Origin of the sequence: Pararobbsia alpina, from assembly GCF_965118125.1 — a bacterium.
Lineage (GTDB): Bacteria > Pseudomonadota > Gammaproteobacteria > Burkholderiales > Burkholderiaceae > Pararobbsia > Pararobbsia alpina_A.
On the sequence record NZ_OZ221287.1, the window covers coordinates 1,350,523 to 1,373,413 of the forward strand.

18 protein-coding genes and 1 pseudogene are annotated in these 22,891 nt (G+C 60.8%); 6 read left to right on the forward strand and 13 right to left on the reverse strand.

The features are described 5' to 3' along the window. Positions 1-46 precede the first annotated feature (46 nt). Positions 47-1,510, forward strand: a complete 1,464-nt coding sequence (locus ACMFWR_RS05765; protein WP_413194052.1) for an MFS transporter — start codon at positions 47-49, stop codon at positions 1,508-1,510. A gap of 107 nt (positions 1,511-1,617) precedes the next feature. Continuing rightward, positions 1,618-3,165, forward strand: coding sequence for a methyl-accepting chemotaxis protein (locus ACMFWR_RS05770; RefSeq protein ID WP_413194053.1), 1,548 nt, complete (start codon positions 1,618-1,620; stop codon positions 3,163-3,165). A gap of 179 nt (positions 3,166-3,344) precedes the next feature. Here ACMFWR_RS05770 and ACMFWR_RS05775 read toward each other — a convergent pair whose 3' ends face one another. From ACMFWR_RS05775 to ACMFWR_RS05790, 4 genes are all read right to left on the reverse strand, one after another. Beyond that, positions 3,345-3,824, reverse strand: coding sequence for an OmpA family protein (locus tag ACMFWR_RS05775; RefSeq protein ID WP_413194054.1), 480 nt, complete (start codon positions 3,822-3,824; stop codon positions 3,345-3,347). A gap of 206 nt (positions 3,825-4,030) precedes the next feature. Beyond that, positions 4,031-5,323, reverse strand: a complete 1,293-nt coding sequence (locus ACMFWR_RS05780; RefSeq protein ID WP_413194055.1) for a diguanylate cyclase domain-containing protein — start codon at positions 5,321-5,323, stop codon at positions 4,031-4,033. Next, positions 5,320-5,871, reverse strand: coding sequence for a YfiR family protein (locus ACMFWR_RS05785; RefSeq protein WP_413194056.1), 552 nt, complete (start codon positions 5,869-5,871; stop codon positions 5,320-5,322). Before ACMFWR_RS05785 ends, ACMFWR_RS05780 begins: the two co-directional genes overlap by 4 nt. Before the next feature lie 413 nt (positions 5,872-6,284). Further along, positions 6,285-8,156 carry a methyl-accepting chemotaxis protein gene (locus ACMFWR_RS05790; protein ID WP_413194057.1) on the reverse strand — a complete coding sequence of 624 codons (1,872 nt, stop codon included), beginning with the start codon at positions 8,154-8,156 and terminating at the stop codon, positions 6,285-6,287. Positions 8,157-8,551: 395 nt separating this feature from the next. On the opposite strand from ACMFWR_RS05790, the gene ACMFWR_RS05795 reads away from it, so the two are divergent. Further along, a complete protein-coding gene (locus ACMFWR_RS05795; RefSeq protein ID WP_413194058.1) occupies positions 8,552-9,349 on the forward strand; it encodes an alpha/beta hydrolase in 798 nt (265 codons plus the stop codon). Positions 9,350-9,410: 61 nt separating this feature from the next. On the opposite strand, the gene ACMFWR_RS05800 is transcribed toward ACMFWR_RS05795, so the two are convergent. Together ACMFWR_RS05800 and ACMFWR_RS05805 are read right to left on the reverse strand one after the other, a co-directional pair. Next, entirely contained in the window at positions 9,411-10,169 is a 759-nt protein-coding gene (locus tag ACMFWR_RS05800) for a hypothetical protein (RefSeq protein ID WP_413194059.1), read from the reverse strand. Further along, a complete protein-coding gene (locus ACMFWR_RS05805; protein WP_413194060.1) occupies positions 10,159-10,578 on the reverse strand; it encodes a hypothetical protein in 420 nt (139 codons plus the stop codon). Before ACMFWR_RS05805 ends, ACMFWR_RS05800 begins: the two co-directional genes overlap by 11 nt. Positions 10,579-11,392: 814 nt before the next feature. On the opposite strand from ACMFWR_RS05805, the gene ACMFWR_RS05810 reads away from it, so the two are divergent. Then, on the forward strand, positions 11,393-12,685 hold the full coding sequence (locus ACMFWR_RS05810; RefSeq protein WP_413194061.1) for a hypothetical protein: 1,293 nt from the start codon (positions 11,393-11,395) through the stop codon (positions 12,683-12,685). Between the two features lie 44 nt (positions 12,686-12,729). After that, entirely contained in the window at positions 12,730-14,130 is a 1,401-nt protein-coding gene (locus tag ACMFWR_RS05815) for an alkaline phosphatase family protein (RefSeq protein WP_413194062.1), read from the forward strand. A gap of 132 nt (positions 14,131-14,262) precedes the next feature. On the opposite strand, the gene ACMFWR_RS05820 is transcribed toward ACMFWR_RS05815, so the two are convergent. The 5 genes from ACMFWR_RS05820 to hemL all read right to left on the reverse strand — a co-directional run bounded on the left by ACMFWR_RS05820 (position 14,263) and on the right by hemL (position 19,912). Beyond that, positions 14,263-15,765, reverse strand: a complete 1,503-nt coding sequence (locus ACMFWR_RS05820; RefSeq protein ID WP_413194063.1) for an ImmA/IrrE family metallo-endopeptidase — start codon at positions 15,763-15,765, stop codon at positions 14,263-14,265. Further along, positions 15,758-16,177, reverse strand: a complete 420-nt coding sequence (locus ACMFWR_RS05825; protein ID WP_413194064.1) for a hypothetical protein — start codon at positions 16,175-16,177, stop codon at positions 15,758-15,760. The genes ACMFWR_RS05820 and ACMFWR_RS05825 overlap by 8 nt, the downstream gene beginning before the upstream one ends. 444 nt (positions 16,178-16,621) lie before the next feature. After that, a complete protein-coding gene (locus tag ACMFWR_RS05830; RefSeq protein ID WP_413194065.1) occupies positions 16,622-17,254 on the reverse strand; it encodes a riboflavin synthase in 633 nt (210 codons plus the stop codon). A gap of 55 nt (positions 17,255-17,309) precedes the next feature. After that, positions 17,310-18,443, reverse strand: coding sequence for a bifunctional diaminohydroxyphosphoribosylaminopyrimidine deaminase/5-amino-6-(5-phosphoribosylamino)uracil reductase RibD (gene ribD, locus ACMFWR_RS05835; RefSeq protein ID WP_413194066.1), 1,134 nt, complete (start codon positions 18,441-18,443; stop codon positions 17,310-17,312). Then, positions 18,443-19,912 carry a glutamate-1-semialdehyde 2,1-aminomutase gene (gene hemL / locus ACMFWR_RS05840; protein ID WP_413194067.1) on the reverse strand — a complete coding sequence of 490 codons (1,470 nt, stop codon included), beginning with the start codon at positions 19,910-19,912 and terminating at the stop codon, positions 18,443-18,445. The genes ribD and hemL overlap by 1 nt, the downstream gene beginning before the upstream one ends. 55 nt (positions 19,913-19,967) lie before the next feature. Here hemL and ACMFWR_RS05845 point away from each other — a divergent pair, with 55 nt between their 5' ends. Then, entirely contained in the window at positions 19,968-20,942 is a 975-nt protein-coding gene (locus ACMFWR_RS05845; protein WP_413194068.1) for a glycerophosphodiester phosphodiesterase family protein, read from the forward strand. A gap of 273 nt (positions 20,943-21,215) precedes the next feature. On the opposite strand, the pseudogene hpaR reads toward ACMFWR_RS05845, so the two are convergent. Together hpaR and ACMFWR_RS05855 are read right to left on the reverse strand one after the other, a co-directional pair. Next, positions 21,216-21,632, reverse strand: a pseudogene (hpaR, locus tag ACMFWR_RS05850) (homoprotocatechuate degradation operon regulator HpaR); the annotation flags it as partial. 120 nt (positions 21,633-21,752) lie between these two features. Beyond that, positions 21,753-22,871: an ABC transporter ATP-binding protein gene (locus ACMFWR_RS05855; RefSeq protein ID WP_413194069.1), complete on the reverse strand. Its 1,119-nt coding sequence runs from the start codon at positions 22,869-22,871 to the stop codon at positions 21,753-21,755. Between the last annotated feature and the right edge of the window lie 20 nt (positions 22,872-22,891).

Genomic DNA, 22,891 nt, shown 5'->3' on the forward strand with positions numbered 1-22,891 from the left:
CCCACACCCACACCCACACAGTCATAGGCACTGAGACAGATACCTCATGAAGGACGTCCTCGACTCGCTCAAAAGCGGAAACTGGCGCACGCTGATCGCCTGCTTTTTGTATTTCGGCAGTGGCTTTACAGCCTGGGTGCTGTACGGGCCGCTTGCGCCGTTCATCAGCAAGACCCTCACGATGAGCGCGGCGGAGCAGGGGTTCCTCGTCGCCGTGCCGGTGTTGTCGGCAGCGATTCTGCGGGTGCCGCTCGGCAATCTGTATCAATCGGCGGACGGTCGGCAGATCGCGTTGTTCGGCGTGGCCTTGTGCTCGATTCCGGCTGTGATATTGCCGCTCATGCCGTTCGAGCCGTCATACGGGCTCTTGCTGGTGCTCGGCGTTTTCCTCGGCGTGGGCGGTGCAAGCTTTTCCGTCGCATTGCCAATGGCCGGCAGCAACTATCCGCCCAAAGTGCAGGGACTGGTCCTTGGCCTCGCGGCCGCCGGCAATCTGGGCGCCGTGCTGGACGGCTTCCTGCTGCCGCCGTTGGCCGCCCACTTCGGCTGGCGTGCCGCCACCGCCGCCGCGTTGCCGGTGTTGGCCTTGTCAGCGCTGGCGTTGTTCTTCTGGGCGAAGGATGCCGGTCCCAAGACGGGCAGTGCGATGCGAGCGGCGCGCGGCTTCATGCTGACGCTGGCCGGGTTGATCGTCATTGCGCTGTTGTTCGATGCAGGCGTGATGGGCACCGGGAAAGCGCGCGTGCTGCTGATGCCGGTGCTTGGCGTACTGCTTGCTGTGGCGTTGCTTCCCCAACGCTATCGCGCGGTGTTTGCGGAGCGTGATGCGTGGGTGCTGATGCTCGTCTACAGCATCACGTTCGGCGGGTTCGTCGGCATGTCGTCGTATGTGTCGCTTCTGCTGACGAACCTCTACCACCTGCCAACGATCGAGGCCGGTCTGGTCATGGCACTCCTCGCCGCCCTCGGCGCGCTCGTGAGGCCGCTGGGCGGATTGATCGCCGACAAGGTGTCGGGCGTGCACACACTGCTCGTGCTGCTCGCGGGCATTGCCATTTCAGACCTCGTGTTCGCCGCCGCGATGCCGCCGTTTGCCGGCGGGGCCGCACTGCTCGTCTGCCTGTATTTCGCATTTGGCCTGGGCAATGGCGCGACGTTTCAGCTCGTGCCGCATCGATGGAAGGAGCGTACCGGCCTCCTGTCGGGCATCGTCGGCGCGGCAGGCGGCATCGGCGGTTTCTATCTGCCGGTCGTCATGGGCATTGCCAAGGAAAGCACCGGCAGCTACCAGATCGGCTTTGCAACGTTCGGCTTGCTCGCCGCTTGCGCTTTCGGCGCGCTGTTTGCGTTGCGCAAGTCGTGGACGGTCTGGGCGCGGCCTGTGCACGCGACCCAGAGCAGCCACGCGACTCACGCGACCGGTTCGCATCCGGTCATGGGGTCCGCCGCGGAATCCGGTGGCGCAGCTACCGGCGTATTGCATTTCGATTCGCTTGAAGCGAAGCGATGAAGTCCTCCACGCTTCAGGGCGGGCCCCGGGGTGCCCGACGTGAGTGTGGTTGTTGTATGGATGTTGTTAAACGTATCTGATCAAAGAACAATTAGAGAAGAAAAGAGATGAATGCTGAAAACATGAAGATCGGCACGCGGCTAGGCCTGGGTTTCGGGCTGGTTATGCTTTTGATGGTCGTGCTGATTGGTGCGGGCCTGTCGCGCTTCTCGCGAATCGGGGACATGAACGCGCAACTGATCGATTCCGACTGGGTCAAGTCCCAGGCCGCCGGTGCGATCAACATCACGATGCGGTCGAACGCGCGACGCACGCTCGAACTGATCGTCACGACTGATCCCGCGCAGCGAGACCAGATCTTTCACGACATCGCCGACAACAAGAAGCTGATCGACGACAACGTGCAAACGCTGCAGAAGCTGATCGATTCTCAGGAAGGCACTGCGCTGCTGAATCAATTCAAGCTCGATCGTGCGCAATACGTGGCGTCGTTCACGAAAGCGGGGAAGATGACCCGCGACGGCGATATGGAAGGAGCGAAGCAACTGGTCATGACTGAAACGTTGCCGCGACTCGATGTGGCGTCGAAGTCGCTTCAAGGTCTGGTCGATCTGCAAAACAAGCTCGTGCAGGAAAAGGGCGTCCAGACGACCGAAGCTATCGTGTCGGCTCGCAACCTGATGCTGGCGGTCGGTGCGTTGGCCATGCTGCTGGGTACGGCCTTCGCCGTGTGGATCACACGATCGATTACGCGCCCCGTCAATGAAGCGGTGAATATTGCGCAAACGATTTCCAATGGCGACCTGACGGCCCGGATCGAAGCGCGCACGACGGACGAAGTGGGCCAATTGCTGCTGGCGCTGAAAAACATGAACGGGCGTCTTGCCGATATGGTGCTGCAGATTCGCGAGGGCGCGGAAAACATCTCAACGGCGTCGGGTGAAATTGCGGCTGGCAACACCGACCTGTCCTCGCGTACCGAGGAGCAGGCCGCGTCGCTCGAGGAAACGGCTGCGTCGATGGAAGAACTCGCGACGACGGTGAAGCAGAACTCCGACAACGCCCATCAGGCGAACCGGCTCACCGCCACGGCTTCGGAAGTCGCGCTGCGAGGCGGTGCAGCGGTCTCCGAGGTCGTGACGACGATGAAAGACATCTCCGAGAGTTCAGCGCGGATTTCCGACATCGTGTCGATGATCGACGGGATCGCCTTTCAGACGAACATCCTCGCGCTCAACGCAGCTGTCGAGTCAGCGCGCGCCGGCGAACAAGGCAAGGGATTTGCCGTCGTGGCGGGCGAGGTGCGCACGCTCGCGCAACGTTCTGCGCAGGCCGCGAAGGAAATCAAGCAGCTGATCGAAGAGTCTGTCGACAAGGTGCAGACCGGCGCGCAGCAAGCCGAGCGTGCCGGCGCAACGATGGAAGAGATCGTGCGCTCTGTCAGGCACGTCACGGCCATCATGAGCGAGATTTCGACGGCATCGGACGAACAGTCGAACGGTATCGACCAGATCAATCATGCCGTGTCGCAGATGGACGAGGTGACACAGCAAAACGCGGCGCTCGTCGAACAGGCGGCAGCGGCTGCGAGTTCGCTGCAGAGTCAGGCCGGGGATCTGGTCCGTTCGGTGGCTTCGTTTACGCTGCCCGCTTGAGCGATTGCGAAGATGAGGGCCGTTCCGTGAGGTCGAAGCGCGAACGTTCGCGATTGACCGGCAAGGCTGACCGAGCCGTCTGTCTGCGGCAGCTGACTGCGACAGCTGGCTGCCACCGGGACGGCCGGATTCCGACGCTCATGGTCGTGCATGAAACCTGGCAAACGAGTACGTGACGATCAGGGCGTCGTCACGACGATCGCGACGCGGCGATTCTGTGCGCGGCCTTCGACCGTCGCGTTGTCGGCGACCGGATCTTGCTTGCCTTTGCCTGCGGTAACGATGCCGTCTCTCGGCATGCCGGCGTCGACAAGCACATCGGAGACGGAATTGGCGCGACGCCACGACAGCTTGTCGTTGTAGTCGTCGCTGCCGGTCGAGTCGGTATAGCCATAGACGCGCACGTGCCGGATATCGACCTTGGTCAACGTTTGCCCCAGACGGCCGATCGTCGTTTTCGCACCCGGCAGGACATCGGACTTATCGACGTCGAACAACACACGATCGTCAAGGCCCAGTTCCCAGGCGCCGTCGACCTCGTGGAATCCGGCCTGTTCGAGCGCCTGGATCTGGCTGGCGTTCAAGCCGTGGATCACCGGCGCCGACTGGCATCCCGCCAGGGTTCCTGCAAGCGCACTGGCAAGCAGTACGCAGGTCATTCCCACGCTGCGAGACACGTGCTTCCGGACTGCGTGCAACGTAGCTGACTGCCGATTGTTCTTCATGGTGTTTCCCCGCGTGGAGAGCCGACGAGCGCTGCCCACGATGTGGCCTGTTCGTTTCAACTGCATGCTGCGGATACTGGGTGATTCGTCAAACGGGCCCCTCAAGCGGACCCTTCAAGCGCACCCCTCAAACGGAACCGTCAAACGGCGGTCTCGCCTTCAAACCATTGCCAGGCGCTGCGGCCGGTGCGCTTGGCGCGGTACATCGCGTCGTCCGCGGCGCGGACCAGCTCGGGCAGGTCGCGCCCGTGTTGCGGATACATCGCAATGCCAATGCTGATTTCGGCGACAACCGGCGTCACTGAGCCGGCGATCGTGATGGGCTCGTGCATCGCTTCGATCAACGATTGTGCGATTTTACGCACCGGGACGTCGTTCTCGATGCCCGGCAATATGACGGCAAATTCATCGCCGCCGAGTCGGGCAACGACATCGATGGCACGCAGCGGCTGACGCAGTCGCGTCGCGAGAGCGACGAGCACCGCATCGCCCGCATCATGTCCGAGCGTGTCGTTGATCTCCTTGAAGCGGTTGCAATCGACATAGAGCAACGCGACGCGGTGACCCGACTCGTTTGCCGCCGACATTGCCGAACGCAATTGCGATTCGAATCGCGCCCGATTGGGCAGCCCGGTCAGCACATCGTGATTCGCCTGATGGCTGAGCGTCGCGTTCTGCTCATGCAAGTTGCGTTGCCAGCCTGCGAGTTCTTCGAGCAACGCGTTGAAGTCGTCGCCGAGTTCCCGGAGCTCGACGATCGGTGTCGGGCCGACGCGCGATCCGAACGAGCGCTCCCGACGCACGGCGTGCGCGACATGGGCCAGCTCGCGAAGGGGCTTCACGATGTCCATATACATGCGCTTGGCGAGCAAGGCGCCGACAGCGACGGTGCCGATCAGGCAGGCGATGATGCCGGCGATGCCGCCCCACAGGAACAGCGCGAACCGCCGGCCGCGCGTGCGGACTTCAAGCGTGCCGACGAGCTGGCCGTTGTGGTTCACCGGCACGATGACGGGGCCCGGCAGTGCGAATGCGCTCAGGCTTCCCATGATCGAGACCGAGCGGTCTGCGTGGTCGTCCCATTCGACGAACTGTTTGCCGTGGCTGTCCGAAATGCGGACCTGGGCGATGTCTTCAAACGGTGCAATCGATGCGACGGCATCGCGTGCCGCGACGTTATCGCCGAACACCAACGCTGCCTCGACGGTATAGGCGAGCGAGCGCGCGACCAGATGCAGGTTGTCATCGGCGTAGGCGCGCAGGGCGATCCAGCCCACCAGAATCAACGGAATCGCGGCCGTCGCGATCGCCATCATCGCAAAGCGTGAGTACGTACGACGGAACACGGCACGCAGGGAGGTGGCGCGCGTTGCGGTCGTAGGTGCCGGGTTGACCGTTGCCGTGGCGGTCGAGGATGTCAGGCGAGTCGTCATGGCGTATTCAACTTGCGGGCGAGTTCGAGCACGCTCGGACTCACGCGGACGCCACTACGGGACACGCTGTCGATGTTGACGTCGAACGAGACGTGCGAGTGGCTCGCGCTGATGCAAAACATGGCGCCGGACGTGCACGAGCGGTCTTGCTCGGCAATCGTCAGGAGCGGGTGGCCCGCGATGCGCTGGAACAGCGCACGACGGTCGGTGTCGGTCATCGCGCCGATGTAAAGCGCATCGCAGGAACCGACAAGCGTGTCAGCCGATGGTGCAGATGGCATCACCGAGATCGGCGGCGTTGAAGGCAGGGCGGATGTGGTTGTGGCTGAGGACCAATCCCGCGCGTCGCCGACGACACACAAGCGGACGGTCGACAACGGGGTAGGCCAATGCGTGTAGCTGATGATGCCTGCGACAGCCCTTGCGATGGCCGCGTCGGTGTCGTGACTGTCCGAAGGGGCTGTTGTCGTCTGTGCGGAGGGGCACGTTGCGTGCGCGACTGCCAACAGCATCAACAACAACTTCACTCTGGATAGCAGGTTGCGCATACCCGCCAGGCCCCTTTTTTATGACCGCTTGGATGGTGTGTCTGTCATCGCGCTGCATGGGTTGTGGCGGGTGATCAACCGGTCAGCCGTGCAGTCTGCGAATGGGCGCAAGGTTACTATGAAATGCGGTCGGGCGACACGGACCCGCACTGCCGTTTGAATCCATTGATCCGCAAAACCCGCAAGCCGCAGATCCATTCGCACGCTCTGCTCATAGCTCGTGGCTTACGTATCGGCTTTATTCCTCGTCGCACCGTCTAAGGCTGCGGATGCGACGAGGCGCCACGTTGTCACACTCAGGCAATCACCAACACTTCCACAACTCGTGTCAGCCTCTCGGCCTGTTATGTCGGCCGTATTCCTCGTCGCACTGTCTAAGACCGTGGATGCGACGAGGCGCCACGTTTTTACACTCAGGCAACCACAAACACTTCCACGGCTCGTGTCAGCTTCTCGGCCTGTTCCGCCATGGCTGCGGAGGAGGCCGACGCTTGTTCGACTAGCGCCGCGTTTTGCTGAGTCACCTGGTCCATCTGCGAGATCGCGATACTCACGTGATCGATGCCGTTGCCCTGGGCCTGAGACGCCGTCGCGATCTCGTCCATGATCGCGTTGACCTGCCGGATCGCGTCGACCGTCCGTGACACGGTGTCGCGGGCTGTGGTCGTCGTATCGGCGCCTTCCTTGATCTCCGAGACCGATTCTTCGATCAGCGACTTGATTTCCTTGGCCGCAGACGCGCTTCGCTGTGCCAGTGCGCGGACTTCTCCGGCGACGACCGCAAAACCACGGCCCTCGTCGCCCGCGCGTGCGGCTTCAACGGCAGCGTTCAGCGCGAGGATATTGGTCTGGAACGCGATGCCATCGATCAGGCCGACGATCTCGCTGATTTTCGTGGCGCGGCCCGATATCCGGTCCATCACGACGGCCACGGACTCGACGGCACTCCCGCCGACGCGGGACGTTTCCGATGCGGCATGCGCAAGATCAAACGCGGCGCCCGCATTTTGCGCATTCTGCTTCGCGCTGGCGGTCAGCTGCTCCATCGTCGATGCCGTTTCTTCGAGCGACGCAGCTTGCTCTTCCGTGCGCTGCGACAAATCAGTGTTGCCGCGCGCGATTTCGTTGGCGGCCTCTGCGATGGCCAGGCAGCTATGTCGAACGTTGCCAACCAGCCCGAGCAACTGGGCGTTCATGTCCTGCAATGCGAGCAGGAGCTGAGCGCTCTCGTTGTTGCCCGTGACTGCGAGATGACCCGTGAGGTCGCCCTTTGCGACCCGGCGCGCGAACTCGACGGCCTGGTCGATGGGCCTCACGACCGAGCGGATAACCGCCATCGCGAACGCGGCCGACAGCAGGACGACGACGAGCAGCGTGGCAAGCACGGTCAATTGCATGGCGCGCAGGTGGGAGCGCTGTTGCCGGAGCTGCACGTCAAGGCCGTCCACGGCGATGGTGCCCGCGCTGAAGAACAGATCGATCGCGTGCGTGTACTGCTTGACGTACTCGACGGGCGCGAGATCGAGCGCCGTCGCATTTACGATGCGTTTGTCCGCAAGGTCCAGTACGCCTGCCGCCGCGGCCTCAGCATCTTCGATCGGACGCGTCAGCAGTTTGGCGAGCTCGGGATTCTGGCTGGTGGCTTTGCCCATCGCGCTGTTGAACAGGCCGGACCGCTCTTTGCCGCGGTCGAGCAGATTGGTGAGTTCGACCACATCAGCCGGGGTGGCGTGGCCCTGGGACAGGATATTCGCGCCTTTGGCCCGTGCTTTGCCCAGCTCTTCGGTCAGTGCGGGAAGATCGCTTAAAGAACTGGTCGTCAGGTGTGACGTATCGAGATCGCCGTCGATCGACAATCCGTAGTGATCGAGAAGCAAAGCGTTTGCCTTAAGCAAATTCGCAATGACGCTCGCGTGTGCCGTAAAGCTCTCTCGTTGATTAATGGATTTGTTTGCGACGTTCTGGCGCAAGGTGTGCCATGCATCGACGGTGCGCGCCCATTGCTGAATCACGGGATCGCTTTTGTCGAACTGTTCGACTTCTGCACTGACAGTTTTGTATGCCGTTTCCGCATCGTCGGCCGTCTTTTGCGGAGAATGATCACCGGTGTTGTCCGGCGATAGCCAGATAGCCGAATCGGCGCGGTGCTTTTGTGTCAACTGCAAGGCCCGCAAGACCGCCCGTTCCGTCGGAATCCCCGAGATCTCGCGCTCCTTCAGGCTGATCTGGGCATTCGTGCCGTAGAAATAGAAGGTGCTCGGAATTGCAACAAGAACAAGTGCCATTGCGCCGAGAATCGCCAATTTCGAGGCAAGGCTGAGTTGTGAAAGTAATTTGGTCATTGGTCTGGAATTGTTTTTAGGCCCCATTGATCCAGCTTTCCCCAAGCTGCTGCGATTCTGTGCGCAATCAATGAAGACTCTCTTCTTTTGAGAGAACGCTTAGCGGGTATTCGCGTGCGTTATGTCATTCTTTGATGTTAATTTGTCTCTGGCGTGTCAATGTTGATTTTATTTTATTGGTGTGTTGGAAAACGACGCTGCTGGCTTTTCGAGGCGAGTTTTGCGGGGGATGATGGCTAGGGAATGAAGGGATATGTGGGATACGCTGCCGTTTACAGATCCATCTTGATATGACTCAACGACAGTTTCTGACGTTGCGTGCAAAAGGACGACCTTCGATGAGACGCTTTCTGGGAGCATTGGCAGCGATCGTTGTTTCGATTCAAACCTTCGCTGCGCCACTCGACCACGGTGATCTGGTGCGCTTGACGACGCGAGATGGTGTGACGCAAAGCATCTTTATCGAATCGCCGGCTCCGAACCCGGACTGGGTCGTCGTGCTGTTTCCCGGCACGCCCGGGGCATTGCATCTGGATGCCACGGGGGCAACAACGCTCAGAGGCAACTTTCTGGTGCGTTCAGCGAGTCACTGGCTTGAAGCCGGCGATGCTGTTGTGCTCGTCGACACGCCGTCTGACAAAGCCGATGGCGTCGACGATCTGTTTCGCTTGAGCAGCGAGTCGTTCGCCGATTCGAAGGCCGTTGTGGCCAATGTGCGGCAGCGTTTCCCGAACGCCAAGATTGCGTTAGTTGGCACAAGCGCGGGAACGGTCTCGGTCGGCAATGCAGCGCAACGCGATCCAAGCCTCGCGGACGCGTATGTGCTGACTTCTCCTGTCACTGTGTCGCGCCGAGGTGGTGGCACGCTTGCAAGCCTCGATGTGGACGGCACGAAGTATCGCGGACTGGTCGTGTCGAACCAACATGACGAGTGTGCATCGTCACCGCCCTACGCGGCAAAGCAGCTGGCCGATCACAACCACTTCGATTTCGTATCGATGGACTCGGGCGAGGGGAGTGGCGACAAGACGACGGAATGTCAGGGGCACTCTCCGCATGGATTCCTTGGAATCGAGCGGCAAGTGCTTGGCGGAATCCAAGACTGGCTATTGCGAAAATCTGAAGTTGCGAAGTAGGCGGGGCGAAAATGCGTCGCTCCGCCTTCCATCAAGCGGCGATTGAGATCTTTAGCGAAGATCAGGGATCAAGCTCGGTCGTTGCCCCATAGAACGCCGTGCATCGCTCCTTCGCGTGCAGTGATCTTGGTCGCCCGGCATTTGACGAACTCGCCCAATACACCGCCGTATGTCGCGATTCCTCGACGCAGTCCACAAGCGCGGGTGCGAGGGCGGTCACAAGCGGCATGTTTCGAGGCCGAAATGTAGCGTGGCGATCGCGCCAGGCTACGACTGCGGCGGCCACGCGCGGGTTACTTGAACCTGCGTAGGCACTTGCCAGTCTGTCGCCAAACTCCCGAAGACTATCCAGACAATCGCGGAGCGATTCGCGTAGCGGCTCTCCAAGCTCGGGGCAAAGCCATACTGTTTCACCGGTGCGAAAGCAGGTGACTGCCGGGAGCCCGAGTCCTTTCCACGCAGCGGAGAGGTTGTGCCTGCGATCGAATTCGATCAGGGCGGGCTCCTCAAGATCCGCGATGCTGTCCCCGGTCTGCGCCCAACGCCGGTCGGCGATGGTCCATAGTTCGCCGGGATGCGTTGCGTCCTGAAGCCAATCAAACGGATAGGACTGTTCAGAAGCGAGTGCGCTCCACGCGCCCGCCAGATATTCGAGGAAATCAATCCAGGTCCACGACACTGGCGAAGGGTCTGCGTCGGAGCCGAAAAACCAATAGGGCTTGCCGTTTAGCAGCAGCATGCCGAGGCCCCAGCCATCATTGACGCGTTGGGCATCGTTGTCGGGCGAAAACTCGAATCGGAGCAGTGAATTAGCATTCATGACACGTCATCCATTCGTGAAACTCTTTTTCATAGCCTTGCCGCTGAGCGCGTTCCTGAAGAACAGAGCGGACGCGACGGGGAAGGCGATTTCTGCCGGGGCGACCAAACCATGGATAGCCGTGATACGAACCGGCTTGGGTGCGCACAGCTTCGTATACGATGCCTCGATGAACATTCCACATGCGTTTGGGTTGCGCATCGAACGCCTTTTCGCCGGGGATCTTCCCCTCGTACTCAGCGTCATCGAGTAGGTCGCGCGCCTGCCTTTTGGACATGACTCTGGGGCATTTGCCGACGACTGCCACGCCGCAGCGGACGATGCCTGCGAAAGGCTCATGCCAACAGTGTTTGACCCGGTGTTCGTCTGGCTCGTAGATCAGTTTCTTCTTGATGTTGTTCGCATTCACGTATGGTCTCGGCGATCGTTGATGACCCTACGTGAATGCTGAATGGAAACGGGATGTTGGCGCTTGCACAAACCGACGCGATTGTCCCGCGGACCCCCCATCTACTTCGTCGGACCCGAGAGGGTATACGTGCATTTGAAGAATGAAATGGGACGACGTAATTTATTCTCATGCCGTTCCGAAGCACGCCAAAGAAAGGCTTTCTTACTTGGTTGTTGATTTTCCCTAAGTGTCGTGATGAAAGTCTGATGTGAAATCACATTCAGGCGGGAGACTCATCGTGCGAATTTCTGCCCCATTGCAGTCTGCGCATCAGCCGCCGTGTGCAATTGCATTCGCGTTCTTGCGTCGGCGTCGCCGACGGTACCCATCCGCTTAGCAGCAAGACTCTTCGACAAAACTGGATCTTGGTCGCGACGACTCGCGATCGGGATGATGTCGCCCATTTCCGGCAAGCGATCACAGACAAGCGTGGACGCGTGAATTCCGTTGAGTCGGATCGCCTCTGCCGAATTGATGCAGCGTTGGGTTTCGCGAACAAATAAAGTAAGGAGCCGCGATGCATGTCAGACGCTTGGAAAGCGCACTTGCCGCAAGCGCGATTTGCCTCTGCGCAGGTTGCAGCTCAATCGATATAAAGGAAACACTCCCGAATGTCAGACCGGCGAACGGGCTGCCCCTTGCGAAATCCGCCTGTCTGGAAAGCTCGGAGGTCTTTAAGGCGAAGGATGCCGCGCCCGAGCGCATCAGATTCATCAAGCGCGGGCTGGATATTCTGGCGGGCGACAACGATTCCAGCGAGCCGAGCGGTGGGGTGTTGGGCAAAGTCCTTGATTCGGTCGCGGAACGTTTGACGAACCTGCCGGGTAAGCCCATTAACGAGAATCCTCTTGGGCCTCTGGATATGCGCGGATTGGCTCACCAGGTGCACGGTCAGGTCACGCAGTCTCCGCTCACGTTCGCGCTGAAAATGCACGAGGTCACGCGGGCGATGGCGAGTTCCGGGGCAGCGTCGAAAGCGGGCCCGGCAAAAGACGAACAGAACGCGAGGCTGCTCGCCGTCGTCCTCTACTACTACCTCGATGCCCTGTTCAACAACAAGTACGTTGATCGAATGGGCACGGCGATCCCCGCGCCAGCGATGTCGGCAACCGTCAGTGATACCGAAATCGCTGCGGTGGTTACCGTGTTCGTCGATGCATTGATGGACTTCGCCGATCGGCGACCGGTTTGGGTCGAGGCAGGGACGCCCACGGCCCCGTTCAGCCCCTCGGACTATGCGGCCAAAAACAGTCATTACTACCCGTACATGGGAGCGGAGACGGCGAACGCATCGGGGGGCAAGGCGGGAGCCAAGGGTGCGGACGGTCAGGTGCCGGGGGAGACCGCCGCCGCTCCCGCCGGGCATGCAGAAGCGAAAGCTGCGCCGAAGCTCGGGCACGATGCCGCCCAGCCCATGCGTGTCGCTAAGAAGGCGACGATTCCTGCAACGCCGGTGCCTGTCCAGGCGGCCGCGCCCGCATCACCGGCAGCCCCAGCTCCGGCTGGGACGTCCGAGGGAAGCAAAATCGCTGTGCCGACCGCTGTTGCATTTGAATATGACCCGGAGATTCTGGATTCGAAGGTCCTGCGTGATGAAACGTGGGCGCCTGTTCAGGCGCTGTATGGGCAACCGCAAAAGCCGTCAACCGTTTCTGCTCCGCAAGCGGCGGGGGCGACCGACGCGGCCGATGGCGAAGCTGCAGCACAGGCGGAGGCGGCGATGACAGCTGCTACGCCAGCCAGCGCGGCGTATTGCGGGCTCGACGCAAACAAAGCGAAGGCCGTGTACTACGTGTCGCAACTCGTCAATCAGAGCGTATCCGGCATGACAGGGCTGACGGTAGGCAGCTTCGGTGGCGTGGGTGTTTCGCTTGGCGTGTTCGGGAAATTGTCGTTCGGCGATAACAAGACAGTCGAGGCCGTACTCAAGGCCGTGTTAGCGAGACTGGGTCAGCGTGTCGCCACCGAAGCAGCCATCAAGATTCTCTGGGCAGTCGACGATAGCGGGTGGAAGTCGCCAAGCGAACTCGTCATCGGATACCTGACCGTTGCAAAGTCGCACTAAGGGCAGCGTATCTGTTTCAAATCCAACGACACATGGAGCACGCTATGACGGCCATTCAGAACATCAAGAAACTGTTTGTGCTGATGCTCGAGAATCGTTCGTACGACAACATCTTCGGTTGGTCGGACATCAGCGGCTGGACGCCTGACGGGACTGCGACGCAGGCGGATGGATTGCTCGGCAAGGTAGCGATCTCAAACACGGATGCCAACCACAACGCCTACGCCGTCGGACCTGGGGCGATGTTCCGAATGCCCTATGATCCCGGCCACGAATTTACGGACACGCTGGTTCAGCTGTGCGGTCCGGTCAATGCGGCGGCTTACCTCGCCGGTATCCGGCAGGACTCCGCTGTGCTGGCCGGGGGCACCTATCCGCCCATTGCGACGAGTCCCGCAGCGTTGGGATATGCCTACGATCTCCAGGCACACGGATACGACGTGCCCGTCGGAATGCGTGGCTTTACGCCAGACCAACTGCCCGTGCTGAACTTCCTCGCCCGCCAGTTTGCCGTGTGTGACCGGTGGTTTGCCTCGATGCCGGGCCCGACCTGGCCGAACCGGCTGTTTGCATTGGCCGGGACATCGTGGGGACTGGACCACTCTCCGAGCGATGCCGACACCGTGGTGGACACCATCTTCGAAGGTGCAAAGTTCGGGAACGGTAGTGACTCGCTTCTGACTCGATTGGCGCCGCAGCAGTGGCTCGTCGCTCACGGTGATACACCGCAATCCTGGTCGCTCAAAGGCGTGGACGCGCATCCATCGAACTTCATCAGACACCCCGAACTTCAGACTGCCCTTGCTGCAGGCAAGGTCGACGCGAGTTTTATCTTTATCGAGCCTGAGTACGACCCGATCGGAGGGTTTCGTCGAGGTGAGTCGATGCACCCTTGCGGTGACGTCAGAAGCGGCGAGGCATTGGTAGCCAACGTCTACGAATGGATTCGCAGTTCAGTCTATTGGGAAGAAAGCCTGCTGTTGATTGTTTTTGACGAACATGGTGGCTTTTTCGATCACGTCATACCCGACGCGTCCGTGGTGAGCGATATGCCCACTCTCGAGCCGACCCAGCCGACCGGACTGACCAAGCGGGGTTTCCGCTTCGACCGCTTCGGCGTCAGAGTCCCCGCTATCGTGGTGTCCCCGTACGTCAAGCAAGGCACCATCGACCACGGCTTTCACGATCACGTCTCCATCGCGGCAACGCTTGCTCTGATCCTGGATACCAAGACACCTCCCTTGCTCAACGTGCCACGTTTCAGGTCGGCCACCACGCTGGCGAACTTGTTGACGCTGAGTCAGCCACGCAGGGCGAGTGAGATCCATCCGTGCCCCGCGCCATTGCCGTTGGCACCGGCAGCCGCAGCGCCGAAGATCAATCAAGGCGCTGTGGCATTCAAGACGTTGAACTGGCCAGCGCCCGACATCTATCAGGGATCGTGAGCAAGGTGACGTCCGCCGAGCAGTTCATGCTCAGGCTAACCCTTGCCTCGAATCTCTATCGACCGCTGTCTAGTTGACAGGGGAGCTTACGCATGGACCAACCGGAGAAGTGTGCGAAGTGCTGGGCGTGTCTCAATAGCTTGCGTCGTTTCTGTCAGTCATCCGCAGTAGCTCATCATCGTTGAGCAGATCCAGGTTGCGCATGTGCTCGAGCAATGCCCTTGTCCCAATCTCGAATTCTTCGGAAAGTTGCTTGATCCGGGTTCTAAGATCTCCTGGTGTCGACGCCTTTTCCAGTGCGTGAGGCGTGGCCAGAAACATGGCCGCGAACGCATTGGCTCGCTTTTCGACACGCGCTGACGCCCACGGCCCGCTTATGTGAGAAAGACGTCGGGCACTCGAGCGGTCGAAAAGAATGTGGCAGAGCTCGTGAGCGAGAGTAAATCGCCTTCCGCGCTTGTTTTCGTTGAATCCACTGCTCTTGTTAACCAGGATTGATGGCGAAAACCCAACGCCTGCGATGGCCACGCCACGGACGCTGTTGGTCTGTAAAGTCTCGTCCCGGATCGTGACCCCTAGGTCGCTCAGGATCTTCTCGATATCGACGTATGTAGCGTAATGATCGATTCCGAGGGCTTCACGTGTTTGATAGGCGAGCTCGTACCCATGCGTGTAGGGCTGGATGTATTCGTAAATCGAAGGGGACGAAGCGAGCGCGTTGAGCTTATGCGATTCAATCCCATCGCGATGCTGTACCAACACGTTAAAAAGAACGCGCACGTCGCGCTCTCCAATGTTCACGTTTAAGCCGCCGAACATGAGAGCAGGAGCATCTAACTCAGTCACCACGGGAGGGGTGGTCAGCGCTTTCCGATTGGGTTTCCAATGGGATTCAGCTTGGACCTTCTCCAAAATAGTGTGCAAGGTCTCGTTTGCAACACGTGTCGCCTCGAATTCAGCGGCGGTAGTCTCGTGAAGGGCGGTCAAGCGTAGGCGGAGGTCGTCAACTTGCTTCTGATCTCCATCAGTAACAGGTCGAGCCGAACCGACGGCCCATTGCAGAAAGTCCCAGAGCGGCTTTGCGACATCCTCCACCGGAAGGAGCGCGGCGCCAGGTCTCAAGTCCAGTTCAAAGCCGGTAGGAGGAAACTCAGGCTGTCTGTCTAGCCAAGAGATCTCGATGTTGTCGCTGACTCGCCGAAAGAAGATGTCGGGATATAAGGCACTTGAATCCGCGGAATGCAGTGCGTGCCGTTTCCACCAGTCGCGCACTGTCTTGTAGAGTTTCCTGTCGGGAGCATACTCTGATGCGATATACCGCTCCAGGTCGGCGGCGACTGCGACCGCAGCCGATTCACCCGATCGCGTCTGCCAGCTAAACGCTTCCTCGTGCATGAGCCATTTCCACTGGCTGATGAGCCAGGAAACAACAGGCCCCAAGTACCACTGAATCGCCCCTCGCCGTTCGTCGTGAATGCAATGTTCGGTGAGCGTGACACCCCCCACCTTGATTCGCAACTCGCCCATCGACCATCCAAACTCCTTTGGGAGTCGGTCTCTGGGTTCCCGATCGTTCAACCACTGGGCGGCAATCTCAAAGCTATCTGGATTGCCGAATGTGTGGATGCTAGTCATTTGGATTGACTTCCAAAGCCCAGTGAATGTTGGTCTTGAGGTATTTCTGGCGTTGCTTGATTTGTCGATTTGTCACAGCGCGACTCTCAAGCCATTGGTCAACGATAAGATCCGGCACGCTTTTCCAAGGGACAGGGTATCCATGCCATTTTCCATCATTGGTAGGTTTCGCCTCAAAAGCGATTCCATTCATGGTCGCGTAGCATCGCTCCTCTCCATCAGGGTGCGGCACGGCGGCTGCGAAAAGGGTGTGGGCTTCCGTCTGCGACCAATCGTGGTGGAATGGGTCGCCTTCGTAGCCGCTTTGAGGTATCGAATGCGTCCATTCCGGACATAGCGTGCCCTTAGCGCCATGAGAAGGACGATTCTTGTGTTTTTCCGACCCGCGATATTGGCTGGCGGTGGCATTCATAGCGATGGTGTCGCAGAGATGTGTCGCTGAGCAAGGGGCGTCTGTCACCCCTCCACTTCGCGAGCGTTGCATTTTACCAATGGGGAATGCATTGACGTCTAAAGCTTAGGTAGTGCTCAGACGCTGAGCCTTCTCGCGCATTCTTGTCGCTAGTTTCGCCGTTCTGATGTTGTCGCGCATTCAAAATTCGCGCATTTGCACGGCGCATTGAAGTTGGAATGCGATCTTTACGATTGAATGTTCCGTTCAATCTATGAGCGACACATCGAAGACTAGCAAGCGCGCGTCGATTGTCTTGACGACGGGATGTCAAATCCGTTGGTCGGGACCGCGCCGCGACGGCTCATGTGCCCGACTGACGCGTAGCGTTAGAAATTGTGTCCGAACGATGCACACGCAGAGCCAGAAGAGGGCCGACAGACGTGATCGCGAACCGACAGCGGTTCAATGACTATGGCTCGTAGCGGATGCACTGAGCATCCGCTCCACATACCGCGCAATCACGTCGATCTCGAGATTGACCTTGCTGCCTTCACGCAGATGCCGAAGCGTCGTGACTTCGACCGTGTGCGGGATCAGGTTGATCGAGAACTCGCACCCGTCTGCGCGATCGTTGACGGAGTTGACGGTCAGGCTCACGCCGTTGACGGTGACCGATCCCTTGAACGCGAGATAACGGCCGATCGATTGCGGTGCGAGGACGCGCAGCTCATGTGATTCGCCTACCGGGGCGAAACGCGTCACGGTGCCGAGACCATCGACGTGACCCGAGACCAGGTGGCCGCCGAGCCGGTCGTTGGCACGCAGCGCTTTCTCGAGGTTCACGTCGCCGGGGACTTCGAGCCCGACCGTGTGGTTCAGGCTTTCACGTGATACGTCGACCGTGAAGCGGTTGCCCTTGATCTCGATCGCGGTCATGCATGCGCCCTGGATCGAGATGCTGTCGCCGATCGCCACGTCGTCGAGACCGAGCGAACCCGCTTCGATCGTCAGGCGCACGCCTGCATCAGGATCGCCTGCGCGCTCCGGTTCGACGGATTCGATGCGGCCCACTGCGGCGACAATGCCTGTAAACATGGTTCGGTCCTTCAATCGTAATGGCTATGAATCAGGTGGTACCGCCCGGCTAGCCTCAAACCGCCTCAGGCGGAGCCGATGCCGCGGAGGCTGCAATGCGCGCCAGAATGCGTAAATCGTCACCGAGCCGGTCGACAGAATGGAATGCGAGCTGCGTGCGCGCATCGAGTGTTGCGGGCGGCGCGAGATTGAACATCGGCATGGCATCGCCCAGCAGACTCGGCGCGACATACAGCAACAACTCGTCGACGCAGCCTTCTCTCAGCAGTGAGCCGTGCAACTTGTAGCCGGCTTCGACATGCAATTCATTGATCCCGCGCTTGCCGAGATCGAGCAGCATCGAGGGCAGATCGACTTTGCCCGCGGCATTGGGCAACGCGACGACTTCGACGCCTCGATCACGCAGTGCCTGCGCGCGCGGCGCAGCCTCGCCCGCATCGCTTGAGCAGTAGACGAGCGGCGCCGGTCCTTCGAGCAGTCGCGCAGTCGAAGGCACTTCGAGATTGCGATCGACGAGTATGCGCAAGGGCTGGCGCGGCGTTTCAACGGCGCGTACGGTCATCTGCGGATCGTCGCCGAGCACGGTGCCGATGCCGGTCAGGATCGCGCAAGCCCGCGCGCGCCATGCATGGCCGTCTGCACGTGCCGCTTCGCCGGTGATCCATTGGCTTGTGCCATCGGGCAGGGCCGTGTGGCCGTCGAGACTCGACGCGACTTTGACGCGGACCCAGGGCCGGCGCCGCGTCATGCGCGACACGAAGCCGATGTTGAGTTCGTACGACTCACGCTCGAGCAGCCCGCATCGCACATCGATGCCTGCAGCGCGAAGGATCTGTAAGCCCCGTCCTGACACTTGCGGGTTCGGGTCTTCCATTGCCGCAATCACGCGTCCGATCTTCGCATCGATCAACGCGCTGGCGCACGGCGGCGTACGGCCGAAATGACTGCACGGTTCAAGCGTGACGTACGCGGTGGCCCCGCGCGGGTCGTGCCCGCGCGCGCGTGCATCCTTGAGCGCACGGATCTCGGCGTGATCCTGGCCGGCAGGCTGCGTAAAGCCTTCGCCGATGACGACGCCGTCCTTGACGATCACGCAACCGACGCGCGGATTCGGCGTGGTCGTGTACATGCCTTTGGCCGCGAGCACGAGGGCTCGCTCCATATGCGCGAAGTCGGTGTCCGAGAACATCAGGCCGCCATTGCGGAGAATGCGGTCCGCGCGAGCGCAATCGTTTCATCGATTTCCGCGTCGCCATGCGCGCTCGACACAAAGCCTGCTTCGTAAGCCGACGGCGCGAAATAGACGCCGGCATCGAGCATCGCATGGAAGAACGTATTGAAGCGCGGGATGTCGGACTGCGTCACGTCAGCAAAACGCTTGGGCACTTGCGGCGCGAAGTACAGGCCGAACATGCCGCCGATTGCATCAGCGGAAAAGACGACGCCAGAGTCCTGTGCGGCTTTCGTCAGGCCGTCTGCAAGGCGTGCGGTCCGCGCGGTCAGGTTTTCGTAGAAGCCGGGCTGCTGAATCAACCGCAGGGTTGCAAGGCCAGCCGCGACGGCGACCGGGTTGCCCGACAGTGTCCCCGCCTGATACACACCACCGAGCGGTGCCAGCATGGCCATGATGTCGCGACGGCCACCAAAGGCCGCGGCGGGCATGCCGCCGCCGATGACTTTACCCAGGCAGGTGAGGTCGGGCTTGATGCCGTAGAACGCCTGAGCGCCGCCGAGGGCGACACGGAAGCCGCACATGACTTCGTCGAAGATCAGCACGGTGCCGTGCGCGGTGCAGAGTTCGCGCAACGCGAGCAGGAACTCGGGCGTCGGGCGCACGAGATTCATATTGCCTGCGACGGGTTCGACGATCACGGCCGCTGTTTCGTTGCCGAGCGCGCCGAAGAACTCATGCAGTTGCTCGACGTTGTTGTATTCGAGGACGGTGGTCTGGGCGGCGACTTCGGGCGCGACGCCCGCCGACGTCGGGTTGCCGAACGTCAGCAGGCCCGAACCGGCCTTGACGAGCAGGCTGTCGGCATGGCCGTGATAGCAGCCTTCGAATTTCACGATGCGGCTGCGGCCGGTAAAGCCGCGCGCAAGGCGCAAGGCGCTCATCGTCGCTTCGGTACCGCTCGAGACGAGGCGCACTTGTTCGATCGACGGCACGAGCTTGCAGATTTCTTCGGCGATTTCGATCTCGGCTTCGGTCGGCGCGCCGAAGCTGAAGCCGCTCGCGATCGCGCGTTGCACGGCTTCAAGGACGTCGGGATGCAGGTGACCGACGATCATCGGACCCCAGGAGCCGATGTAATCGATATAGCGCTTGCCATCCGCATCCCAGAAGTACGCGCCGTGCGCGCGCTTGATGAAACGCGGCGTGCCGCCGACTGAACGAAAGGCCCGCACGGGGGAATTGACGCCGCCGGGAATGGTCCGCTGCGCGCGCTCGAAGAGGCTTTGGTTTTGCGACATGGAGTTCTGCAAGAGGGACAGGGGCAGAGGGCGCGAATGTGTCTCGCCAAGCGGGGATTGTACCGGAGCGGGTCGTTTGCCACCGGGGACGGCCCCACGCGTCTGCACGGGCCTGCGGCGCTTTTTCACTAATGCGAAAAGATTTGCCAGCTTTTTGTGCCAGCAACCGGCAGGCGCAGCGGCCATACTGTCGCTCCTGCACGGCTTCGTCGGATGAACGTGCGCGCAACCGGAGGACTCGATGCATCGAATGGCCTTTGTGCTGATCGTCGTACTCACTGCGTGGCTGGCGGCATGCGGACTGGCGGAAGCGGATGCGACCGGGCCGCGTCTGCCCGCGATCGTCGCGCACCGCGGCGGTACGGCCGACTACCCGGAAAACACGCTGCGTGCGATCGATGGCGCGCTGCGCAACGGCGCCGACCGGATCTGGCTGACGGTGCAGCTCAGTGCCGATGGCGTTCCGGTGTTGTACCGTCCGGCGAATCTCAAGGCACTGACGCCCGAGAGCGGCCCTGTGTCGTCCCGAACGGCGGTCGAACTGACGCGGATCAACGCGGGCTGGAATTTCAGAAAGACGCTGCCGAGCGGCGAGGTGATCTTTCCCTATCGTGTCGATCCGACACCGATCCCGACGCTCGATGCCGCACTCGCGCTGATTCCACCGGACATTCCGGTCATCCTCGACATGAAGGCCTTGCCGGCCGAGCCGCAGGCGGCCGCTGTTGCGGCCGTGTTGACCACGCGGCATGCATGGCCACGCGTGTTGATCTATTCGACGGATGCGACGTACCAGAAGGCCTTTGCCGCTTATCCGCTGGCTCGCTTGTTCGAGTCGCGTGATGCGACGCGCGGGCGCCTGCTGGACGTCGCGCTGTCGGGGCAATGTGATGCACCTGCCAATGGCGTGTGGACGGGCTTCGAATGGCAGCGCGATATGCAGGTGACAGAGTCGTTCACGCTCGGTGAGGCACGTACGCCGGTCAAGGCGAAGCTATGGACGCGCACGGCGCTCGCGTGCCTCGATACAAACGGGCCAGCGCACACGGTGGCGTTTGCGGTCAACAACGTGGGCGATTACCACGACGCGGCGTGTCTGGGGATCGAGGCGGTGCTCGTCGATTCGCCGAGGGCGGCGCGTGAATGGCGTTCGCAGGCTGCTGCGCCGCTAGACTGCAGTGCCGTCGCGCGAGGCAGAGAGGCGGTTGCGCACTGAGCAAGTCCGCGGGGCGTTCGCTGGATAGCGACGATCCGCTGTCGTGAGAGGGCAGGCGTGGATTTGACGGCTCGGCTGTCGCGCCCCCACCTTGTCGGTGCGACGGTGCCCGCCTGCTTTGCTAGCTACCTAGCTTGCTGCCGAGACGATCGCCGATTCCGCCGATGCAATGGCGTCGTTGTCGGCATGTTCACCCGGATCGGCAACACGCGCGGGCAGGGGGGTGTCGTGCTCTGCGGTCGTGACGGAATCGACAGACGCAATGCCCGACTTCAAATCGTCGAGCACGCGGCACAGATCGTTGAGACGCGGAATGCCGATCTGGTCTTCAATGCGGCGATATTGCTCTTCGATCAGCGGTCCGATGCGCTTGACCAGCGTCTTGCTGTTCGCGCTCAACGATACGACCACCTTGCGCTGGTCCTGCGCCGGACGCACGCGCTGCACGAGGCCGTCGCGTTCCATACGTTCCAGCACGCCGGTCAGGCTCGGGCTCAGGATGCAGCATTCCTTCGCAATCTGGCCGGCTTCCATTTCACCGGTCGGATGATCGTGCAGCACGCGAATGATCCGCCATTGCTGTTCGGTCAGCGAGAATTGCTTGAGGATGGGTCGGAACACCGACATCGCGGCTTCGCGGGCCTGCAGCAGCAACATCGGCAGATTGCGGTGTTGGAACTCGCCAGTCATGGAATATCCGTTAGCGCGATGGCGCCGCGCGGGGAGCGCGGCGCGTCGGTGGTCGCCATGCGGCGACCCGTTGAACGTCTGGATTAAAACGTCGGAACAGCAGATCTGCAGAAAAACAGCTTAGGCGATACGGGCTTCGGTAGCCGGATCGAACAGCACAGCCTTCGACACGTCGAACAGCAGGTTCAGCGTTTCACGCGCATGCGGATCCGACGACGGGTGAACGCGGCTGATCGCACGCGCGCCGTTGAGCTTGAAGAACACGAGCGTGTCCGGACCCGTCGGCTCGATCACATCGACCTTGACCTCGATGCTTTGCAGCTGCGCATCGGCCACGTTGTGCGCGCTGCGGTCGTCGGTGATGCGTTCCGGACGCAAGCCCAGAATCACTTCCTTGCCAATCGATGCACGCACGGCGTTCGCGCTGAACGGCAGGTTCAGCACAGTCTTCTGCACACCCGTATCAATCGTGATGCCGACAGCCGAGCCTGCTTCGACGAGCGTGCCCTTGATGAAGTTCATCGACGGCGCACCGATAAAGCCTGCAACAAACAGGTTCGACGGGCTGTTGTAGATGTCTTGCGGCGCGCCGAACTGCTGAACGACACCGTCCTTCATGACCGCAATGCGATCGCCGAGCGTCATGGCTTCGATCTGATCGTGCGTCACGTACACAATCGTCGTGCCCAGGCGTTGATGCAGCAGCTTGATTTCCGAGCGCAGTTCGATACGCAGCTTCGCGTCGAGGTTCGACAGCGGTTCGTCGAACAGGAACATCTTCGGATCGCGTGCGAGCGCACGGCCCATGGCCACGCGCTGACGCTGACCGCCCGAGAGCTGGCCCGGCTTGCGGTCGAGCAGGTGGCTCATCTGCAGCATTTCCGACACGCGGCCGATGATTTCCTTTTGCTCGTTCTGCGGCACCTTGCGGATATTCAGGCCGAACGCGATGTTTTCGCGAACCGTCATCGACGGGTACAGCGCGTACGACTGGAACACCATCGCGATGTCGCGATCCTTCGGCGACAGGTTGTTGACGACCTTGTCTTCGATGCGGATCTCGCCGCGCGTGACGGTCTCGAGACCGGCGATCATGTTGAGCAGCGTCGACTTGCCGCAGCCGGAGCCGCCGACAAGAATCAGAAACTGCCCGTCTTCGATATCGATGTTGACGCCCTTGAGGACTTCGACACCGTTCGGGTAGGTCTTGAAGACGTCACGAATGGATAGGCTGGCCATGCGACTGAATCCTTTTCAAA